Origin of the sequence: Streptococcus oralis subsp. oralis (assembly GCF_000960035.1) — a bacterium.
GTDB classification, from domain to species: Bacteria; Bacillota; Bacilli; order Lactobacillales; family Streptococcaceae; genus Streptococcus; species Streptococcus oralis_G.
This window is the reverse complement of sequence record NZ_JYGR01000005.1, coordinates 651,684-670,049: the sequence shown is the minus strand read 5'-3', so window position 1 is coordinate 670,049 and position 18,366 is coordinate 651,684. Positions and strand designations below refer to the sequence as shown.

The window sequence follows — 18,366 nt, the reverse complement described above, 5'->3', positions numbered from 1 at the left end:
TAGAAAGGAAACCTCATGCCACTTCCAGTTAGAAAATCTCTGCACGATGCGGTTTTACAGGCTTCAAAAGCCGATACTTGGGATCAAGCTACCAAGGAATGGAATGAAGTTTCCTTGATTTTTAATGGCATTGGTCGTAGTAATTGCGTCTGTGGGAATGCCATTAAATACGCCTACGAACTCTTTAACGGAGTTACAGGTCAACGCCTCTTTCCGATTGGCAGCGATTGTGTTCGTCATTTTCATCGACTGACTTTAGACCAGCAACTGGCAGAGGAAGAAAAACTACTCAGAAAAGTTGAAAACCTAACTAGAAAAGCTCAGAAAAAGGGAAAAATCAAGGTCAATAAAGTCGATTTTGACGAACGACTTCTAAAATGGTTTTGGGAAAAAGGTGTTTTCAAAGCCAATCGTGGCAATCAATTTGCACCTGAGAAAGATTACCAGCTTTTCCTAGAAGTCTTTCAAGGTGGAAGTTGGACCAAGGCAGACCCCAAAAAGAAGGCGCGTCTGGAAGAAGTCCTTGAAAAGTGTATCAAACCCTTTCTACTTGGGAAATCTGATGATCAACTCTACCTTATCAAGCTAGGTAAGGAGAAAATAGACTACGAGCAGCATTTACGGATTCAGGCAGAGAAAGAACGTAAGAAGAGAGATAAAATCGCCAAGCAATACGCTGACAACCTCATTCTTGCCATGGGGCCCGCTGAACGCGCCTATCAAGATTATTTTGGCTTTACAGAAACTCTCACCCAAGAAGAACGAAAGTGGGAAAAAATCCTCTTTGGTAAGAATAGAGAAGAACGGGCTATCAAGGCTAAACAAAACCAGAAAGAGCTGGAAAAAGATCAGCGGATTGCAAATCAAGATCCCATTGAACGAAAGCAGAAGCAGACTTGGCTTCTTAATTCCTATTTTCGGGATTTGCCTGATGAAAAATCCAGATTTTCTCGGCTTCTATTAGAATATCGAAAAAGTGGAGAAGTACGCTTTTCAGATGAATACTTATCTGAGCATCTCATCGATTTTTTCTACAAGATGAAAGCCTTTGAGTTTGAAATTGCACCAGAACAAGTCCGCGATTTTCTAACAGAATGCCTTCAGGCAGAACATCTATCATCTGCACAAGAAAGCTGGATTAGAGGGATTTTGACAAACTGCCTTCACCCATTTTTAGATAGGTTACTCATATAGAAAAAATCCTACCTTGTCTATGCATGGTAGGATTTAAGTATCACCAAATATGTACTGGTAAAGTTGGACGACTTTCTGAAAACATTGTGTGTCCATTCTTGTTATTTTTTGAGCATTACGCATCCGAAAATCAAAGGTATACAGTTGAAATGGATTGACAGCGCCATCTACCTTGTCCGACGAGACAGGAACGAGCAAGCCTTTTTCTGCCAAACGACGTTGGCCGTGAGTGATAGGACAGACAGTCACAAAACCAGTTTGCAAGGCATATTCTCTCCTAGAAACTACCAAGGCAGGTCGCCGTTTCTGGATTTCCCGACCGACTGATGGATCAAAGTCCAGCCAAATGATATCCTGTTTTTCAGGAATATAGTCAGATTTCGCTATCAAGTGACCTTACCCCTTCAAAATCATTTGTCATTCTCAAATCAGTAATCCCATCAAAAGGATCTTTCAGTTTTGGAGCTAAGACAATGACTCCGTCAATCCCTTTGTAGACAACCATTTCTTGACCTTCTGTCATCCCCAAATTTTTAGGAATAGTCACAGTGAGAGAATTCCCTACCTTCCGAGTCTTTACTGTATTCATTGCTCTACCTCCACGAATTAGTATACACTAAGTATATACTTGAAAACAAAAAAAGTCAAGTAAATCCTGACTGGCATCAAGGATGTTTCGCACCAATACTATTTATCATTTATTGTGGTCAAAGCCTGTGCAAAAGTTCCTCATTTATGATAGAATAGGTAGTAAGAAAGAAAACGTTTTTACTACGTTTTTTTTAGTCGGAAGGGGAAATGTTTATGGCTACTATTCAATGGTTTCCGGGTCACATGTCTAAGGCTCGGCGGCAAGTTCAGGAGAATTTAAAGTTTGTTGATTTCGTGACGATTTTGGTGGATGCTCGCCTACCTTTATCTAGTCAAAATCCTATGTTAACCAAGATTGTGGGTGATAAACCTAAACTCTTGATTTTGAACAAGGCTGACCTAGCAGACCCAGCAATGACCAAAGAATGGCGTCAGTATTTTGAATCACAGGGAATCCAAACTCTGGCTATCAACTCCAAAGAGCAAGTAACTGTAAAAGTTGTGACGGATGCTGCTAAAAAGCTCATGGCTGATAAGATTGTACGCCAGAAAGAACGCGGTATCAAGATCGAAACCTTGCGGACTATGATTATCGGAATTCCAAACGCTGGTAAGTCAACTCTCATGAACCGTTTGGCTGGGAAAAAGATTGCGGTTGTCGGCAATAAACCAGGTGTTACCAAAGGACAACAATGGCTCAAAACCAATAAAGATCTTGAAATCCTAGACACACCAGGGATTCTCTGGCCTAAATTTGAAGACGAAACCGTTGCTTTGAAACTAGCCTTGACTGGAGCAATTAAAGATCAACTACTCCCAATGGATGAAGTGACCATTTTTGGTCTTGATTATTTCAAAAAACATTATCCAGAAAAGCTAGCTGAACGCTTCAAACAAATGAAGATAGAAGAAGAAGCACCTGTTATCATCATGGATATGACCCGTGCCCTTGGTTTCCGAGACGACTACGACCGCTTTTACAGCCTCTTCGTCAAGGAAGTCCGTGATGGAAAACTCGGTAACTACACCTTAGATACATTGGACGACATCGATGACGACGATTAAAGAAATTAAAGAACTTCTTGCCACTGTCAAAGAATTAGACAATCCCCTTTTTCTTGAACTGGAAAAGGATAGTCGCTCTGGAGTTCAAAAGGAAATCAGCAAGCGTAAAAAAGCCATTCAGGCTGAACTGGATGAAGACCTTCGTTTGGAATCCATGCTTTCCTATGAAAAAGAGCTTTACAAGCAAGGAGTGGCCTTAATAGCAGGTGTTGATGAGGTCGGCCGCGGTCCTCTGGCTGGACCTGTAGTCGCTGCAGCCGTTATCTTGCCCAAAAATTGTAAGATTAAAGGCCTCAACGATAGCAAAAAAATCCCTAAAAAGAAACATCTGGAAATTTATCAAGCCGTTCAAGACCAAGCCTTAGCAATCGGCATTGGAGTCATGGATAATCAAGTCATTGACCAAGTCAATATCTATGAAGCAACCAAACTAGCCATGAAAGAAGCAATCTCCCAGCTCAATCCGCAACCTAAGCACCTCTTGATAGATGCCATGAAACTGGATTTGCCGATTTCCCAAACAGCAATCATCAAAGGAGATGCCAACTCCCTCTCAATCGCAGCTGCATCTATAGTGGCCAAGGTGACACGGGATGAATTGATGAAGGAATATGACAACCAATATCCTGGCTATGATTTCACGGATAATGCAGGCTATGGAACAGCTAAACACCTAGAAGGACTGGAAAAATTAGGTGTCACCCCAATTCACCGAACCAGTTTTGAACCAGTCAAAACACTGGTTTCAACTAAGAAAGACAAGTAAGAGGAAATGATTATGGAGGAACAGTCAGAAACACTCAGTTCCAAGAAAGAATTTGCCTTTGCCTCAAGCACCATATTATCCCAAGTTGGACGAGGAATCATTGTTGGTCTCGTCGTCGGGCTCATCGTCGGATCCTTTCGTTTCTTAATCGAAAAGGGTTTCCATCTTATACAAGGACTCTATCAAGATCAAGCGTACCTAGTGCGCAATCTTTTTATTATTGGCCTATTTTATGTAATAGTTTGCTGGCTCAGTGCGAAACTAACTCGGTCAGAAAAAGATATCAAGGGCTCAGGAATTCCTCAAGTCGAAGCCGAACTAAAAGGACTCATGTCTCTTAACTGGTGGAGTGTCCTCTGGAAGAAATATGTATTAGGGATTCTTGCTATTGCCAGTGGCCTTATGCTAGGTCGAGAAGGACCAAGTATTCAACTTGGAGCAGTTGGTGGTAAAGGTATAGCCAAGTGGCTCAAATCTAGCCCAGTAGAGGAACGTTCCCTGATCGCCAGTGGAGCTGCTGCAGGTTTAGCCGCTGCCTTTAATGCACCGATTGCAGGCCTCCTCTTTGTTGTAGAAGAAGTCTATCATCATTTTTCACGCTTTTTCTGGGTCTCAACACTAGCAGCTAGTCTCGTAGCAAACTTTGTTTCTCTGCTCATATTTGGGCTAACACCTGTACTGGATATGCCAGATAACATTCCTCTCATGACCCTAGACCAGTATTGGATATACCTCCTTATGGGAGTTTTTCTCGGGTTTTCTGGTTTTCTCTATGAGAAAGCTGTACTCAATGTTGGTCGAATTTATGACTGGATTAGTCAAAAAATCCATTTAGATAGAGCTTATTATCCAATCCTAGCCTTTATCCTTATCATACCAGTCGGGATTTTCTTGCCACAAATCCTTGGGGGTGGAAATCAGCTTGTTCTTTCCCTAACTGAGCAAAATTTTAGTTTCCAAGTTCTATTAGCTTACTTTTTGATCCGCTTTATTTGGAGCATGATTAGTTATGGAAGTGGCCTCCCAGGAGGAATTTTCCTACCCATTTTGGCGCTTGGTTCCTTACTCGGTGCCCTAGTTGGTGTCATTTGTGTCAACCTTGGGCTTGTCAGTCAGGAACAATTCCCTATATTTGTCATTTTAGGAATGAGTGGCTACTTTGGGGCAATATCCAAGGCACCCTTAACTGCCATGATCCTCGTAACTGAGATGGTTGGGGATATTCGCAACCTCATGCCACTTGGATTAGTGACCTTGGTGGCTTACATCGTCATGGATCTACTCAAGGGGGCACCAGTCTATGAGGCCATGCTAGAAAAAATGCTACCAGAAGAAGCAACAGACGAAGGAGAAGTCACCCTCATTGAAATCCCTGTATCAGATAAAATAGCAGGAAAACAGGTTCACGAACTCAACTTGCCACATAACGTACTCATCACCACCCAAGTCCATAATGGCAAAAGCCAAACAGTTAACGGATCAACCAGAATGTATCTCGGTGATATGATTCATCTGGTTATCCCCAAAAGTGAAATTGGAAAAATCAAAGATTTGTTGTTGTAAGTTCTATTTACATAATTTATTTTACGTAAAACATTATTGAAAGGATTCTCAATGAAAAGAAATAAGGCAATTGCGGTATATTTGCTAGGCACATTTAGCCAGTTAGTATCAGTTTGTCTCCTTTTCTTTCTCTTGAATCATTTTTCTATTCATTCCAATCTATTATCTATTTTAGGAATCTTTCTAGGTGGCATTTCTTCAGCTCTTTGGGGAATAATTGTTGCAAATCACTATTTTCATATTCCTTTTAAGAAGATTGTTAACGATTTTTTTAACATTCATACCAGTTACAAACATTATTTATTATCTTTTTTCCTTATTGTCCTTGATTTTTCTTTTCTAATGTTTGGTGGGAAAATAGTAGAATTTAGCTGGTATCTCCCATTTTTGATGTTCTTCAAATTTATTGTCTTTGGTGGTATAGAAGAGATTGGATGGCGATATGTTTTTCAACCAATTTTACAAGAAAAGTTGCCATATTTTTACTCAACAATCTTAACCTTTTTCAGCTGGGCGCTTTGGCATCTGTTGTTCTTTTACATTGATGGCTCCCTAGCAACTCTGCAAACTCTACCGTTTTTATTTGGATTGCTGACGAATTCTTTCATACTCTCAGCTCTTTATATCAAAACAAAGAATCTCTGGATTTGCGTTATGACACATTCGATCATTAATGTCTTGTCTCAGCTAACCATAGATACTAATCGATACGAAACCTACCTAATCAAAATTTTCGTCATCTTGGTATCCTGCTATATGGTAATACATAAAAAAGATGAGTATAGTCGGTATAAATAAAATTAAATATAAACCTTCAAAACCAAATCAAAAAAGATTTGGTTTTTTAAGAATTAGAAATCTAATTTTCAGTATATAGTATGATTTTTACCCCCTACTTTGTAAAGAATGATTAGAATATTGTATAATAAGAAAAAGGAGAAAAGCTTAAATGAACAATTCCAGCACTAAAAAAAGTTATAAAAGTCTACTAATCGTTTTGTTAGTTGCATTCATCACAGCAGGAGGTATATTTATGTTTAGTATGTTAGGAAAATCGCAAGAAGAACATCGGAATAGAGAGTATGAAGTTAGTTTGGTGAATGCCTTAAAGAATTCCTATGAAGGGATTGAAGAGATTAAAATTTCTAATCCCAGAATACACAAGCCCTCCTGGTTCGTGGTCTTGTGATGTAGAAATTAAATTTAAACATGAAGAAAAAATTAAGTATGGTGTTGCATATTCTCTAGACACTGAAGAAATAACAGATACTTCATTGGAATGGGATAATAGAGAAAAGATCGACAATTTTTAAATGAAAACAAGGGTAAAACTGCTTCGAAAATTAGGGTAACTTATTCTAATAATGACGAAGGAGAGCAATAATGGCATTTAGTTATACTGATAAACAACTCAATGAATTAAAGCATGGGAAGAATGTATATAGTGTCAATGCGGAATTTGCTGAGAAAAAGAGGGAATGATAATGAGTAAAGACAGATTAAGAAAAAGCTATAAACCATTATTCATAGTTTTACTATTCGTATTCATCACATTAGGAGGTGTTTTTATGTTTAGGTTGTTAGGGAAGTCTCAAGAAGAACGTCAAAATAGAGAGTATGAAGTCAGTTTGGTAAACGCCTTAAAGAATTCCTATGAAGGGATTGAGGAGGTACATATAACCGACCCTTCATATGCATCAATTCCGTCTGATTCTTGGGGCGCAAAAGTTAAAATATTTTTTTCTGATAGCAAACAACTAAGTTATATAATTGCATTTAATAAACAAAATAACGAAATAAGAAGTAGAGATTTTCAAAATAGTTCTCGAAAAGATGATAATCAATATTTGATAAACCATCGTGGAATTACAGAAAAAAATGTAAAAGTGATTTATTCAAATGGTGAAACAGGGGAACTGTAATGGTATTTAATTATACTGATAAACAACTCAATGAATTAAAGCATGGGAAGAATGTATACGGTGTCAATGCTGAATATGCTGAGAGGAATGGAAATAACAATGAGTAAAAACAGATTAAGAAAAAGCTATAAACCATTATTCATAGTTTTACTACTCGCAACTGTCACAACAGGAGGTGTTTTTATATTTAGTATGTTAGGAAAATCCCAAGAAGAGCGTCGAAATAGAGAATATGAAGTAAGTCTGGTTAATGCCTTAAAGAATTCATATGAAGGGATAGAAGAAATCAAAATTTCCAATCCAACATATACGAACCCTCCTGGTGACTGGTCTTGTAAGGTTGATATTTTGTTTGAAGATGGGGAAAAAATATTCTATGGAATTCCACATAACTTAGATGAGATAGAAACTTACAATGGTCGTATGACTTATGGACAGCGAGATTTTCTTAACCGAAGAAAAGGAATAACAACTAATACAGTTACGGTTACATACTCTAACAAAGAAAGAGGGGAACAGTAATGGTATTTAATTATACAGAAAAACAACTTAATGAATTAAACCATGGGAAGAATGTATATAGTGTCAATGCTGAATATACTGAGAAAAAGAGGAAATGATAATGAGTAAAGATAGATTAAGAAAAAGCTATAAACCATTATTCATAGTTTTACTACTCGCAACTATCACAGCAGGAGGTGTTTTTATATTTAGTGTGTTAGGAAAATCCCAAGAAGAGCGTCGAAATAGAGAGTATGAAGTTAGTCTGGTAAACGCCTTAAAGAATTCCTATGAAGGGATTGAGGAGGTAACGATTACGAATCCATCGTACAGCTCAATTCCTTCAGACGCTTGGGGGGCGGATGTGAAACTAAAATTTTTTGATGGAACATCTAAAGAACATGTTTTAGCTTTTGATATAAACTCGAATAAAATTAGGATTGGAGTATATAATAAGGATGATGAAGAATTTCAACATTTTTTAAATTCTAGGCGAGGTTCTACTAAGTCAAAAGTTAAAGTTAAATATTCGAATGGTTCAGAAGGGGAGCTATGATGAATAAATACGTGTTAATGAATTGAATCAAGTTCCGAATGTTTACAGTGTTAATACTGAGTTCGCACAGCGTAAAGAAAACCGAACAAATATTGTTACTGCTAAATCAGATAACGAGTTAAAAAAGGTGAAATCAACACTATAACCACCTCCGATGGTCAAGAATTCCGTGTCGTTGCGACTAAGTCTCACCGAGGAACAGGTTTTGATGGTTTGGCGGTAAGCTCCTATAGTCAACGGCAAACCGGGTTATAAAAGTATAGCTGTGATTGCTGCGGGAACGGATTCTGGGAGTCCTACTAAGACCTTATAGAAGTAAATCAACTTTTTCTTATTATAGTGTAAAATAGACTAATCTTATAGTATAACAAGAGAAAGGAGGAAATCTTAAATGAACAATTCCAGCATTAAAAAAAGTTATAAAAGGTTACTAATCGTTTTGTCAATCGCAATTATCACAGCAGGAGGTGTTTTTATGTTTAGTATGTTAGGGAAGTCTCAAGAAGAACGTCGAAATAGAGAGTATGAAGTTAGTTTGGTTGAAACTTTAAAAGATAGTTATGAGGGTGTTGAAGAAATTAGATTTTCTAATGCAAACTACACAAATCCGCCAGGAAGCTGGACTTGCGTAGTTGAACTATTTTTTAATGAGAGAAGCATAAAATATAAAATTAATTATTCAAAAAATGATAAACGTATTTCTGATGTATCCTTAGAAAGAGAGAATAGAAAAGAGGACCGAGAATTTTTAAATAGTCACTTGGGTAAGACTAGTAAACTCACAAAAATTATTTATTCAGATGGTTCAGAAGGAGAATATTAATGGTATACATTTATACTGATAAACAACTCAATGAATTAAATGACGGAAAAAATGTTTATAGTGTAAATTCTGAATATGCTGAGATAAAGAGGAAATGATAATGAGTAAAGACAGATTAAGAAAAAGCTATAAACCATTATTCATAGTTTTTCTACTCGCAACTATCACAGCAGGAGGTGTTTTTATGTTTAGTATGTTAGGAAAATCCCAAGAAGAACATCGGAATAGAGAGTATGAAGTTAGTTTGGTAAACGCCTTAAAGAATTCCTATGAAGGGATAGAAGAGATCAAAATTTCTAATCCAGAATATACAACCCCTCCAGGCGACTGGTCTTGTGATGTAAATATTCTATTTTCAGATAAAGTAAAAATAGAATACCGTGTAGGCCACTCTTTAAATGACGTTGAAAATTATAATGGTTTTGTTAATGGAAAAACAAATAAAGAAATAAACGACCAGTGGGAAATATTGAATTCTCATAAAGGGAAAACAACATCTTTAGTTACTATATATTATTCGGATAAAGAAAAAGGAGTACAGTAGTGGTTTTCACTTATACAGATCAACAACTTAATGAATTAAATCAAGGGAAAAATGTATACAGTGTCAATGATGAATATGCTGAGAGTAGTGGAGATAACAATGAGTAAAGACAGATTAAGAAAAAGCTATAAACCATTATTCATAGTTTTACTACTCGTAGCCATCACAACAGGAGGTGTTTTTGTGTTTAGTATGTTAGGGAAGTCTCAAGAAGAACGTCGGAATAGAGAGTACGAAATCAGCTTGGTCAACGCTTTAAAAAATTCCTATGAAGGGATTGAGGAGATTAAGATTTCCAATCCAAACTACACAAACCCTCCAGGTTCATGGTCTTGTGATGTAGAAATCAAATTTAATGATGAAAGAAAAACTAAGTATAGGATAGGCCATGGACTCCATGATAAAAAGAATTATCAAGGTTCATTGACCAATGAGAAAAGGCAATTCCTTAACAATTACAAAGGAGTGACCGACTTAAAAGTAATTGTTACATATTCAGATAATAGCACGGGAGAACAATGATGACATTTTCCTATACAGATGAGCAGTTAAACAATTTGAATCGGGATTATGCTGTGTCTAGTATAAATCTTGAATTCGCTAAGCGTAACGGAAGGACTTATGTCAATTCAAATCTCATTGAAAGTATATCTCCTGATGATTTAGAAAAAACCAACACCATAACTACCTCAGATGGTCAAGAATTCCGTGTTGTTGCAACTAAGTCTGAGATTGAAACAGGTTTTGATGGGCTGGCAGTTGCACCTATTGTTAACGGCAAACCAGATTATAAAAATGTAGCTGTGATTGCTGCAGGAACGGATCCTGATAGTCCGGTGAATAAAACTATGTTTGATTCACGCGATTTCTATAGTGCCATAATTGCAAGGCAAACTTACTTATCTCCACAATATAAGGTTGCTGTCCAATTTGTAAAAGAGATTATGGACGATTCTAGATATGAAGTCAGTCAACTATCAGGTTATTCACAAGGATCTTACATGCTGAAGGTGGAGCTAAATACCATATCCCTACAACCACTTTTAATGCTTGGTTTAAATATGGTGGACTTACACTGGAAGAAAAAGCATTTATTGAAAGCAACCCTTCTATGTTTATAGATTACCGTAGAAAACATGATAATGTAGTACGTTGGAATGACTCTAATCACCCAGAAAGGTACACCAGTCCGATTGATATTACAAATTCTATGCCTAGTACGATTCACTGGCTTGATGGTTCGAGTCATAAAATTGGTGACTGGGAGTTTGATCCTGCAACTGGTCAACTTGTAGATGGCAAAGGAGGGAAACCCTTAATCAGTGGCGTTTATCAAGCCTATGCCAACAGTCTCCGAGGAATGGCTCATTACAAGGACTTGAAATCAAAATGGTCATCAGGTGGTATTAGTAGTTCTGAGGAAATATACTTAGATGCAGCTCAAGGTTCTATCCTATCATCATCTATGGCTACAGCAGCAAGAACTGGAGCTGATGAAGTGAGCGCCTTAGCCAAAAAAGCCAATCAGGAATTACAAGAAATTTGGTCAAAAATCGACTTTACGAGCTACACAGCATTGGCTCCCTATGAGGTTGATGCCATTTTTGCTAGTCAAGGTATCACTCAAGCACAGTTTATCGATACGTTTCAGACAGAGACAAATCAAACAACCACTAAGATGAATGCTTCCGCACAAGCATTTGAAAATATGGATAAACAATTACAGGAAGTCATCGAAAAAACAGTAGCAACTGACAAGCAATTAGGCAAGGAGTTTCGACAATGGAAAGAAAAGATGTAAAATGGGAGGAAATAAAAGAGAACTATTTGCTCTAGAAGACCAATATTATCAAGAAAAAAAGAAACTCGATAACAAAGCCCTTGATCTAGACGAACGAAATGAAAACTTAGAAAAACTAATTTCCGAAGAAGTTGATAAAATGTATCATATTTTGAGAAAATTTTCGTCAACGGCTGATGATGTTAGAGACTACTTTACAGAAATAGAAAATTTGAGACACTTTTCGAATCAAGTATACAGAGATTATAGGATTAAACTTGAAGATGAGAGAGAAAAATACGTTAACGAGTTTCGCAAAAAAAGAAATGATTTAGACGAAGAATTTCACAAACTAAGGAGAGATTATGCAAGCACCAATGAATGAATACTACACAGATGAACGGCTTTAAAAATTTCCAGTGTTCACTTAAATAAAGTACATAATTGAGTGTAATTGGCTTAAAAAAATTTTTTGGTTACGATTTAAACTGGGGGAAAGTTAGACTTCTGTTTTAAGCTTCTCATAACATCTTTCCGAAAAACTATAATTTTCTTGAAAAATATATGAGTCTATGCTATACTACTAGTAGACTTAATTATGGAGAAAATACATGAAACGTGAGATTTTACTGGAACGAATCGACAAACTAAAACAAATCATGCCATGGTATGTTCTGGAATACTACCAATCCAAGCTTGCTGTTCCCTACAGTTTTACAACCTTGTACGAATATCTCAAGGAATACGATCGATTTTTCAGCTGGCTTTTGGAGTCTGGTATTTCAAATGTTGATAAAATGTCTGACATTCCTTTATCAGTCTTGGAAAATATGTCTAAGAAAGATATGGAATCCTTTATCCTGTATCTACGTGAACGACCTTTGCTGAATGCCAATACAACCAAGCAAGGTGTCTCTCAGACAACCATCAATCGCACCTTGTCAGCACTTTCCAGTCTTTATAAGTATCTAACCGAGGAAGTCGAAAATGATCAGGGTGAACCTTATTTCTATCGTAATGTAATGAAGAAAGTTTCAACCAAGAAAAAGAAAGAAACACTTGCTGCTAGAGCTGAAAACATCAAGCAAAAACTCTTTCTAGGTGATGAAACAGAAGGTTTTCTAACCTATATCGACCAGGAGTACCCACAACAGCTCTCAAATCGTGCCCTCTCGTCATTCAATAAAAATAAAGAACGTGATTTAGCCATTATTGCCCTTCTCTTGGCGTCTGGTGTCCGCTTATCTGAAGCTGTTAATTTGGATCTAAGAGACCTTAATCTCAAAATGATGGTTATTGATGTCACACGTAAGGGGGGGAAACGTGACTCGGTTAATGTCGCTGCCTTTGCCAAGCCTTATATAGAGAATTATCTCGCCATTCGAAATCAACGCTATAAGACAGAAAAGACGGATACAGCTCTCTTTTTGACACTCTATCGAGGTGTTCCTAATCGTATTGATGCTTCTAGTGTTGAAAAGATGGTTGCTAAGTACTCTGAGGACTTCAAAGTCCGTGTAACTCCCCACAAACTACGCCATACCCTGGCGACTAGGCTCTATGATGCTACTAAATCGCAAGTTTTGGTCAGCCACCAGCTAGGGCATGCTAGTACACAAGTCACTGACCTCTATACCCATATTGTCAATGATGAACAAAAGAATGCTTTGGATAGCTTATAAAATACATAAAATTATTTATGTAAAATATCACTCATAAAAAGAAGCTGCTAAAACAAGCAACTTCTTTTTGATTTATTCTACTACTGCTTCAGCGATTTCTTCACGGCTGATACCAGCAAAGTAGCGTGTAATATCAATAGTTTCTAAGGCCTTAAGAACATCTTCGCGTTCGTATTTCACTCCACGGAGGACATCTTCTACTGCAGCAACATCTTCGATACCAAAGAAGTCACCATAGATCTTGATATCTTGGATTTTTGATTCAATGACGTTGGCAAAAACTTCAACCTTACCACTGGTGAATTTTGTTCCACGACGGACGTTAAATTCAGGTGATTTACCGTAGTTCCAGTCCCAAGTACCGAACTTGGTCTCCTTGATGCGGTTGATTTCCGCCAATTCTTCCTCAGAAAAAACGTATTCTGTCATTTCTGGGTACTCTTTTTTCATGTATTCCAATAGCAAATCTCGGAATTCTTCAACTGTAATTTTTTCTGGTAATTCATTGACAATATTGGTTACACGAGCACGAACGGATTTCACACCTTTTGATTCAAATTTGTCTTTTGAAACCTTGAGGGCGTTAGCAAGGACTGATAAATCAACGTTAAAGAGCAAGCAACCGTGGTGCATAATACGCCCATTGATATAGGCTTGAGCATTTCCACAGAATTTTTTGCCATCAATCTCAAGGTCATTCCGGCCTGTGAACTCAGCTTTAACGCCTAGTTGAGCCAAGGTATTGATAACTGGAGTTGAGAAGCTCTTGAAGTCAAAGGCCTTGTTTTCATCTTCTTTTGAAATGATGGTGTAGTTGAGGTTGTTTAAATCGTGATAAACAGCCCCACCACCACTGATACGGCGGACTACCTCAATACCATTTTCGCGAACATAATCACGGTTGATTTCTTCGATAGTGTTCTGGTGACGTCCAACAATGATAGAAGGTTTGTTAATCCAAAGAAGGAAGATTTGATCCTCATCCAAAAGGTGTTTAAAGGCGTATTCTTCCAAGGCGATATTAAAAGCAGTGTCGTTTGAATGATTGATAATATATTTCATAGTATTTCCAAAAATTTAGTTTTTAAATTCTGTTCATAGCAATCAAATTTTCTAAAGTGGTAAAAAGAAATGTAACGTGTTATCGTTACATTTCTCGGAAAAATTGAGACAAGAGACTCAATTTTTAGGCATGGAACTCTAATAGAGGTCGCTGCCGTCCGTACTACTTTAAGAAAATTTAGTTGAAAAACTTATTTATTTTTTCTTAGGTGAATGGATAGCCATTCCTAGAACATCCGCAAATGCTTCGTACATCACTTCAGAGTAAGTTGGGTGTCCATGGATAGTCTTCAACATTTCCTCAACAGTGATTTCCATTTCGATAATGCTTGATGCCTCGTTAATCAGTTCTGCGGCTGCAGGACCAATGATGTGCACACCAAGGATTTCCCCATATTTCTTATCAGCAATAACTTTTACGAAACCTTGGGCAGCATCAGATGCAATGGCACGACCGTTGGCTGCAAAGTTGAATTTACCGATAGCGACATCGTATTTCTCACGAGCCTGCTCTTCTGTCAAACCTACTGCTGCTACTTCTGGAAGAGTGTAAATGGCTGCAGGGGTCAAGTTGAGTTTTGCTACAACATGGTTTCCTTTAAGCGCATTTTCAGCGGCAACTTCACCCATACGGAAGGCTGCGTGAGCCAGCATCTTGGTACCGTTGATGTCACCTGGTGCATAGATACCTGGAACAGAAGTTTCCATGTATTCGTTGACCTTGATGCGACCACGATCCAATTCAAACTCAACATCGCCAATACCTTCAAGATCTGGCACACGACCGATTGAAAGAAGAGCTTTATTTGCAATGATATCGTCTTTTCCTTCAACCTTAATACGAAGTTGTCCATTTTCCTCGATGATTTCTTGCAATTTTGTACCTGTTAAGATAGTCATACCTTTGCGTTCCAAAATCAAGCGAAGATTCTTAGAAACTTCCGCATCCATAGCTGGAACGATACGGTCCATCATTTCAATAACAGTCACTTTTGAACCAAATGTCATGAAGGCCTGACCGAGTTCAATACCGACAACGCCACCACCGATGATTACGAAGCTCTCTGGAACTTCGTTCATTTCAAGAATGTCATCACTGGTCATGACAAGTGGAGATTCCATACCAGGAACGTTAATCTTGCTGACTTTTGAACCACCGGCAAGGATAATTTTCTTGGTTTCAAGCAATTCAGAACCATTTACCAAGACATTCTTATCTTTAGTGATTGTACCAATTCCCTTATGAACAGTAACTCCGTAACTACGAAGAAGACCCGCAACACCACCTACCAAGGTATTGACAACCTTAGACTTAGTTTCAAGGAGTTTATCCATATCAACAGTGAAGTTTGGATTTTCGATGACGATACCACGATTTGCTGCATGACCGATGTTTTCGATGATTTCAGCATTGTGAAGGTATGTCTTAGTTGGGATACAGCCACGGTTCAAGCAAGTTCCACCGAGTTCAGATTTTTCAACAAGGGCAACCTTACCACCGAGTTGGGCAGCTTTAATGGCTGCTACATATCCAGCAGGACCTCCACCAATCACAACGATATCAAAGGCATCATCGCTCTTACCGTCGTCGTTTGAGGCACTAGCTGCAGGTGCAGTTTTTGATTCTGGCGCAGCCGCTCCAGCTGTTGGGATATTTTCCCCTTCTTCACCAAGGTAACCGATAACTTCTGTAACCGGAACAGTTTCACCATCTCCTTTGAGGATGGCAATCAAGTATCCATCTTCTTCGGCTTCCAATTCCATGCTGACTTTATCAGTCATGATTTCCAAAAGGATTTCTCCTTCTTTTACAAATTCACCGACTTTCTTATTCCATTGGACGATTTGTCCTTCTGTCATATCCACGCCGGCTTTTGGCATAATTACTTCTAAGGCCATGTCTTACTTCCTTTATCTAAATCTCTAAAAAAACAATAGCTGACTTAAACCAACATTGAGATCGGATTCTCAATCAAGGCTTTCAAGTCTTTCATAAACTTAGCACCAGCCATACCATCTACAACACGGTGGTCAATAGTTAATCCTAGGCTCATGATAGGGCGAATGACAATCTCATCATTGACAACTACAGGTTTTTCAACTGTTGAGCTAACCCCGAGGATAGCTGAGTTTGGTTGGTTAATAATCGGACCAAAGGACTGAACGCCAAACATTCCCAAGTTACTAATTGTGAAGGTTGAATTTTGGAGTTCGCTCGGAGCCAATTTACCATCCAAGGTACGGCCAATAACATCTTTGAAGGCTACAACCAACTCTGACAAGCTCATTTTTTCAGCATTATAGACAACAGGTGTCATCAATCCGTTATCCATCCCAACCGCCATCGCCAGGTTGACATAGTTATGAGTGATAATGGTCTTGCCGTCTTCTGTCAATGAAGCGTTGATGTAAGGGTGTTTCATCAAGGTCTTCACAACAGCGAGTGAAAGAAGGTCTGTTACAGTAGTCTTCTTACCAGTTGCTTCCATAATTGGCTCAAGAACCTTCTTACGAAGAGCCAACATTTCTGACATATCGACATCGTAGTTGAGTGTGAAGGTTGGCGCAGTTAGGTAGGATTCAACCATACGTTGGGCGATAACCTTACGCATTGGTGTCATTGGAATACGCTCAATCTCACCATAAGGAGTGATATTGTCTGGAACTTCTTCCACTTTTTCGATTTGAGCAGGAGACTTGATGGTGTCGTTTTCGATATTTTCAGGAAGTAAGGCTAAAACGTCCTTCTTCATGATTTTACCACGGTGACCCGTTCCTTGGATTTCCTGCCAAGCAATGTTATGTTCGAGGGCAATTCGTTTTGCAAGTGGCGAAATGCGAACCACGTTTGTGTCTTTATAAGTTTCCACGTCTTCTTTGTGGACACGACCGTTTGCACCTGAGCCAGAAACGTCGTAGAGGTTGATCCCTAGATCATCCGCTAACTTTCTAGCCGCAGGAGTCGCTCTTAGCTTGTCATCAGCCATGACCTCTCCAATTCTATACTAAGATATTAAGGACGAAGAGGGCAATGAAAAAATAGGAGATTGACGATGTGTTCGATGAACACAAGGAAATCTATCTTTTTTTCGAAGACCTCCGTCCGAATTCAATTACATGATGCAAAGGGCGTTTAAAAGCGACCGAAAAATCGGAAATCAACGCAGACTTCGATGAAGTCAAGGAGATTTATCTTTTTTCCGAGCTTTTAGCCCGTGCTCTAATCTATGATATCAAGGACGAAAAGAGTTTTGCACCTAAAAGATACAAAGTTTCTCGTCTTTTTTAGTTCATTTACATAACTTATATTATGTATTATTCTTTGTTATAAGTCTTACGGATTGCATCTTTGATGCTTTCAACTGTTGGAATCATTGCATTTTCTAGATTTTGTGCGTAAGGCATTGGCACATCTTCTCCAGCGCAACGGCGGATTGGTGCATCTAGATAATCAAATGCTTCTGATTCGGAAATAATTGCTGAAATCTCTCCGATATAGCCACTTGTTTTGTGGGCGTCGTTGACCAGAACGACCTTACCAGTCTTCTTCACTGAGTTAATGATGATATCCTTATCAAGAGGAACAAGGGTACGTGGGTCCACAATTTCAACAGAAATTCCTTCTTCTGCTAATTCTTCAGCAGCTTGAACCACACGGCGAAGCATTTTTCCATAAGTAACGACTGTTACATCTGTACCTTCACGTTTGATTTCACCAACTCCAAGTGGGATTGTGTAGTCTGGATCAACTGGCACTTCCCCTTTTTGGTTAAATTCTGACTTGTATTCAAGGATGATAACAGGGTTGTTATCACGGATAGAAGACTTGAGCAGTCCTTTCATATCCGCAGGTGTACCTGGAGCTACAACCTTAAGACCAGGGATGTGAGTAAACCAAGACTCTAGTGATTGCGAATGCTGAGCCGCAGAACCAACTCCATTACCAGCTGCACAACGGACAGTCATTGGAACCTGACCTTTACCGCCAAACATATAACGTGTTTTAGCGGCTTGGTTGACGATATTGTCCATGGCAATAACAGAGAAGTCCATGAAGGTCATATCGACAATTGGACAAAGTCCTGTCATGGCTGCTCCTGCTGCTGCTCCCGAGATGGCAGCTTCAGAAATCGGACAGTCACGGATACGTTCTGGACCAAATTCTTCGAGCATTCCAACAGAAGTTCCGAAGTCTCCTCCAAAGACACCGACGTCTTCTCCCATCAAGAATACATTTTCATCGCGACGCATTTCCTCAGACATAGCAAGGATAATGGTATCGCGGAAGGACATTGTTTTTGTTTCCATTTTATCTCT

At 38.5% G+C, this 18,366-nt stretch carries 21 protein-coding genes and 1 pseudogene; 16 read left to right on the top strand and 6 right to left on the bottom strand.

Going from position 1 to position 18,366, the window contains the following annotated elements:
- Positions 1-15 precede the first annotated feature (15 nt).
- On the top strand, positions 16-1,194 hold the full coding sequence (locus TZ92_RS06525) for a hypothetical protein (protein WP_001130898.1): 1,179 nt from the start codon (positions 16-18) through the stop codon (positions 1,192-1,194).
- 33 nt (positions 1,195-1,227) lie between these two features.
- Here the strand turns inward: TZ92_RS06525 and TZ92_RS06520 are convergent, their stop codons facing one another.
- Both TZ92_RS06520 and mazE read right to left on the bottom strand, forming a co-directional pair.
- Entirely contained in the window at positions 1,228-1,584 is a 357-nt protein-coding gene (locus tag TZ92_RS06520) for a type II toxin-antitoxin system PemK/MazF family toxin (RefSeq protein ID WP_033629771.1), read from the bottom strand.
- Positions 1,568-1,783, bottom strand: coding sequence for a type II toxin-antitoxin system PemI/MazE family antitoxin (mazE, locus tag TZ92_RS06515; protein ID WP_001098942.1), 216 nt, complete (start codon positions 1,781-1,783; stop codon positions 1,568-1,570). The genes TZ92_RS06520 and mazE overlap by 17 nt, the downstream gene beginning before the upstream one ends.
- A gap of 215 nt (positions 1,784-1,998) precedes the next feature.
- On the opposite strand from mazE, the gene ylqF reads away from it, so the two are divergent.
- The 15 genes and pseudogenes from ylqF to xerS all read left to right on the top strand — a co-directional run bounded on the left by ylqF (position 1,999) and on the right by xerS (position 12,987).
- Positions 1,999-2,850, top strand: a complete 852-nt coding sequence (gene ylqF, locus TZ92_RS06510; protein ID WP_033629770.1) for a ribosome biogenesis GTPase YlqF — start codon at positions 1,999-2,001, stop codon at positions 2,848-2,850.
- The gene (locus TZ92_RS06505; protein ID WP_033629769.1) at positions 2,837-3,616 is read left to right on the top strand and encodes a ribonuclease HII; all 780 of its coding nucleotides are present in this window, start codon (positions 2,837-2,839) and stop codon (positions 3,614-3,616) included. Before ylqF ends, TZ92_RS06505 begins: the two co-directional genes overlap by 14 nt.
- Before the next feature lie 12 nt (positions 3,617-3,628).
- Positions 3,629-5,179, top strand: coding sequence for a ClC family H(+)/Cl(-) exchange transporter (locus tag TZ92_RS06500; RefSeq protein WP_033629768.1), 1,551 nt, complete (start codon positions 3,629-3,631; stop codon positions 5,177-5,179).
- Between the two features lie 51 nt (positions 5,180-5,230).
- The gene (locus tag TZ92_RS06495) at positions 5,231-5,977 is read left to right on the top strand and encodes a CPBP family intramembrane glutamic endopeptidase (RefSeq protein WP_033629766.1); all 747 of its coding nucleotides are present in this window, start codon (positions 5,231-5,233) and stop codon (positions 5,975-5,977) included.
- A gap of 151 nt (positions 5,978-6,128) precedes the next feature.
- Positions 6,129-6,563: pseudogene (locus TZ92_RS06490) on the top strand (hypothetical protein).
- A gap of 100 nt (positions 6,564-6,663) precedes the next feature.
- Positions 6,664-7,101: a hypothetical protein gene (locus TZ92_RS06485; RefSeq protein ID WP_033629765.1), complete on the top strand. Its 438-nt coding sequence runs from the start codon at positions 6,664-6,666 to the stop codon at positions 7,099-7,101.
- A 99-nt stretch (positions 7,102-7,200) separates the two neighbouring features.
- Positions 7,201-7,623 (top strand): hypothetical protein, encoded by a 423-nt coding sequence (locus tag TZ92_RS06480; protein WP_033629764.1) that lies wholly within the window; start codon positions 7,201-7,203, stop codon positions 7,621-7,623.
- A 94-nt stretch (positions 7,624-7,717) separates the two neighbouring features.
- Positions 7,718-8,158 (top strand): hypothetical protein, encoded by a 441-nt coding sequence (locus TZ92_RS06475; RefSeq protein WP_404963232.1) that lies wholly within the window; start codon positions 7,718-7,720, stop codon positions 8,156-8,158.
- Positions 8,159-8,549: 391 nt separating this feature from the next.
- A complete protein-coding gene (locus TZ92_RS06470; protein ID WP_045610486.1) occupies positions 8,550-8,981 on the top strand; it encodes a hypothetical protein in 432 nt (143 codons plus the stop codon).
- Between the two features lie 100 nt (positions 8,982-9,081).
- On the top strand, positions 9,082-9,525 hold the full coding sequence (locus TZ92_RS06465; RefSeq protein WP_033629761.1) for a hypothetical protein: 444 nt from the start codon (positions 9,082-9,084) through the stop codon (positions 9,523-9,525).
- A 99-nt stretch (positions 9,526-9,624) separates the two neighbouring features.
- Positions 9,625-10,047 (top strand): hypothetical protein, encoded by a 423-nt coding sequence (locus TZ92_RS06460; RefSeq protein WP_033629760.1) that lies wholly within the window; start codon positions 9,625-9,627, stop codon positions 10,045-10,047.
- Entirely contained in the window at positions 10,047-10,646 is a 600-nt protein-coding gene (locus tag TZ92_RS10260) for a hypothetical protein (protein WP_223329025.1), read from the top strand. Before TZ92_RS06460 ends, TZ92_RS10260 begins: the two co-directional genes overlap by 1 nt.
- A complete protein-coding gene (locus TZ92_RS10255; RefSeq protein WP_033629759.1) occupies positions 10,637-11,326 on the top strand; it encodes a hypothetical protein in 690 nt (229 codons plus the stop codon). The genes TZ92_RS10260 and TZ92_RS10255 overlap by 10 nt, the downstream gene beginning before the upstream one ends.
- 1 nt (position 11,327) lies before the next feature.
- On the top strand, positions 11,328-11,690 hold the full coding sequence (locus TZ92_RS06445; RefSeq protein ID WP_223329027.1) for a hypothetical protein: 363 nt from the start codon (positions 11,328-11,330) through the stop codon (positions 11,688-11,690).
- Positions 11,691-11,916: 226 nt separating this feature from the next.
- Positions 11,917-12,987: a tyrosine recombinase XerS gene (gene xerS / locus TZ92_RS06440; protein WP_033629758.1), complete on the top strand. Its 1,071-nt coding sequence runs from the start codon at positions 11,917-11,919 to the stop codon at positions 12,985-12,987.
- Positions 12,988-13,059: 72 nt separating this feature from the next.
- Here the strand turns inward: xerS and lplA are convergent, their stop codons facing one another.
- The 4 genes from lplA to TZ92_RS06420 all read right to left on the bottom strand — a co-directional run bounded on the left by lplA (position 13,060) and on the right by TZ92_RS06420 (position 18,357).
- Positions 13,060-14,049: a lipoate--protein ligase gene (gene lplA, locus TZ92_RS06435; RefSeq protein ID WP_033629757.1), complete on the bottom strand. Its 990-nt coding sequence runs from the start codon at positions 14,047-14,049 to the stop codon at positions 13,060-13,062.
- A gap of 195 nt (positions 14,050-14,244) precedes the next feature.
- Complete coding sequence (lpdA, locus tag TZ92_RS06430) at positions 14,245-15,948, bottom strand: dihydrolipoyl dehydrogenase (RefSeq protein ID WP_033629756.1); 1,704 nt, start codon at positions 15,946-15,948, stop codon at positions 14,245-14,247.
- 44 nt (positions 15,949-15,992) lie between these two features.
- Positions 15,993-17,036 carry a dihydrolipoamide acetyltransferase gene (locus tag TZ92_RS06425; protein ID WP_033629755.1) on the bottom strand — a complete coding sequence of 348 codons (1,044 nt, stop codon included), beginning with the start codon at positions 17,034-17,036 and terminating at the stop codon, positions 15,993-15,995.
- A 328-nt stretch (positions 17,037-17,364) separates the two neighbouring features.
- A complete protein-coding gene (locus TZ92_RS06420) occupies positions 17,365-18,357 on the bottom strand; it encodes an alpha-ketoacid dehydrogenase subunit beta (protein WP_033629754.1) in 993 nt (330 codons plus the stop codon).
- Between the last annotated feature and the right edge of the window lie 9 nt (positions 18,358-18,366).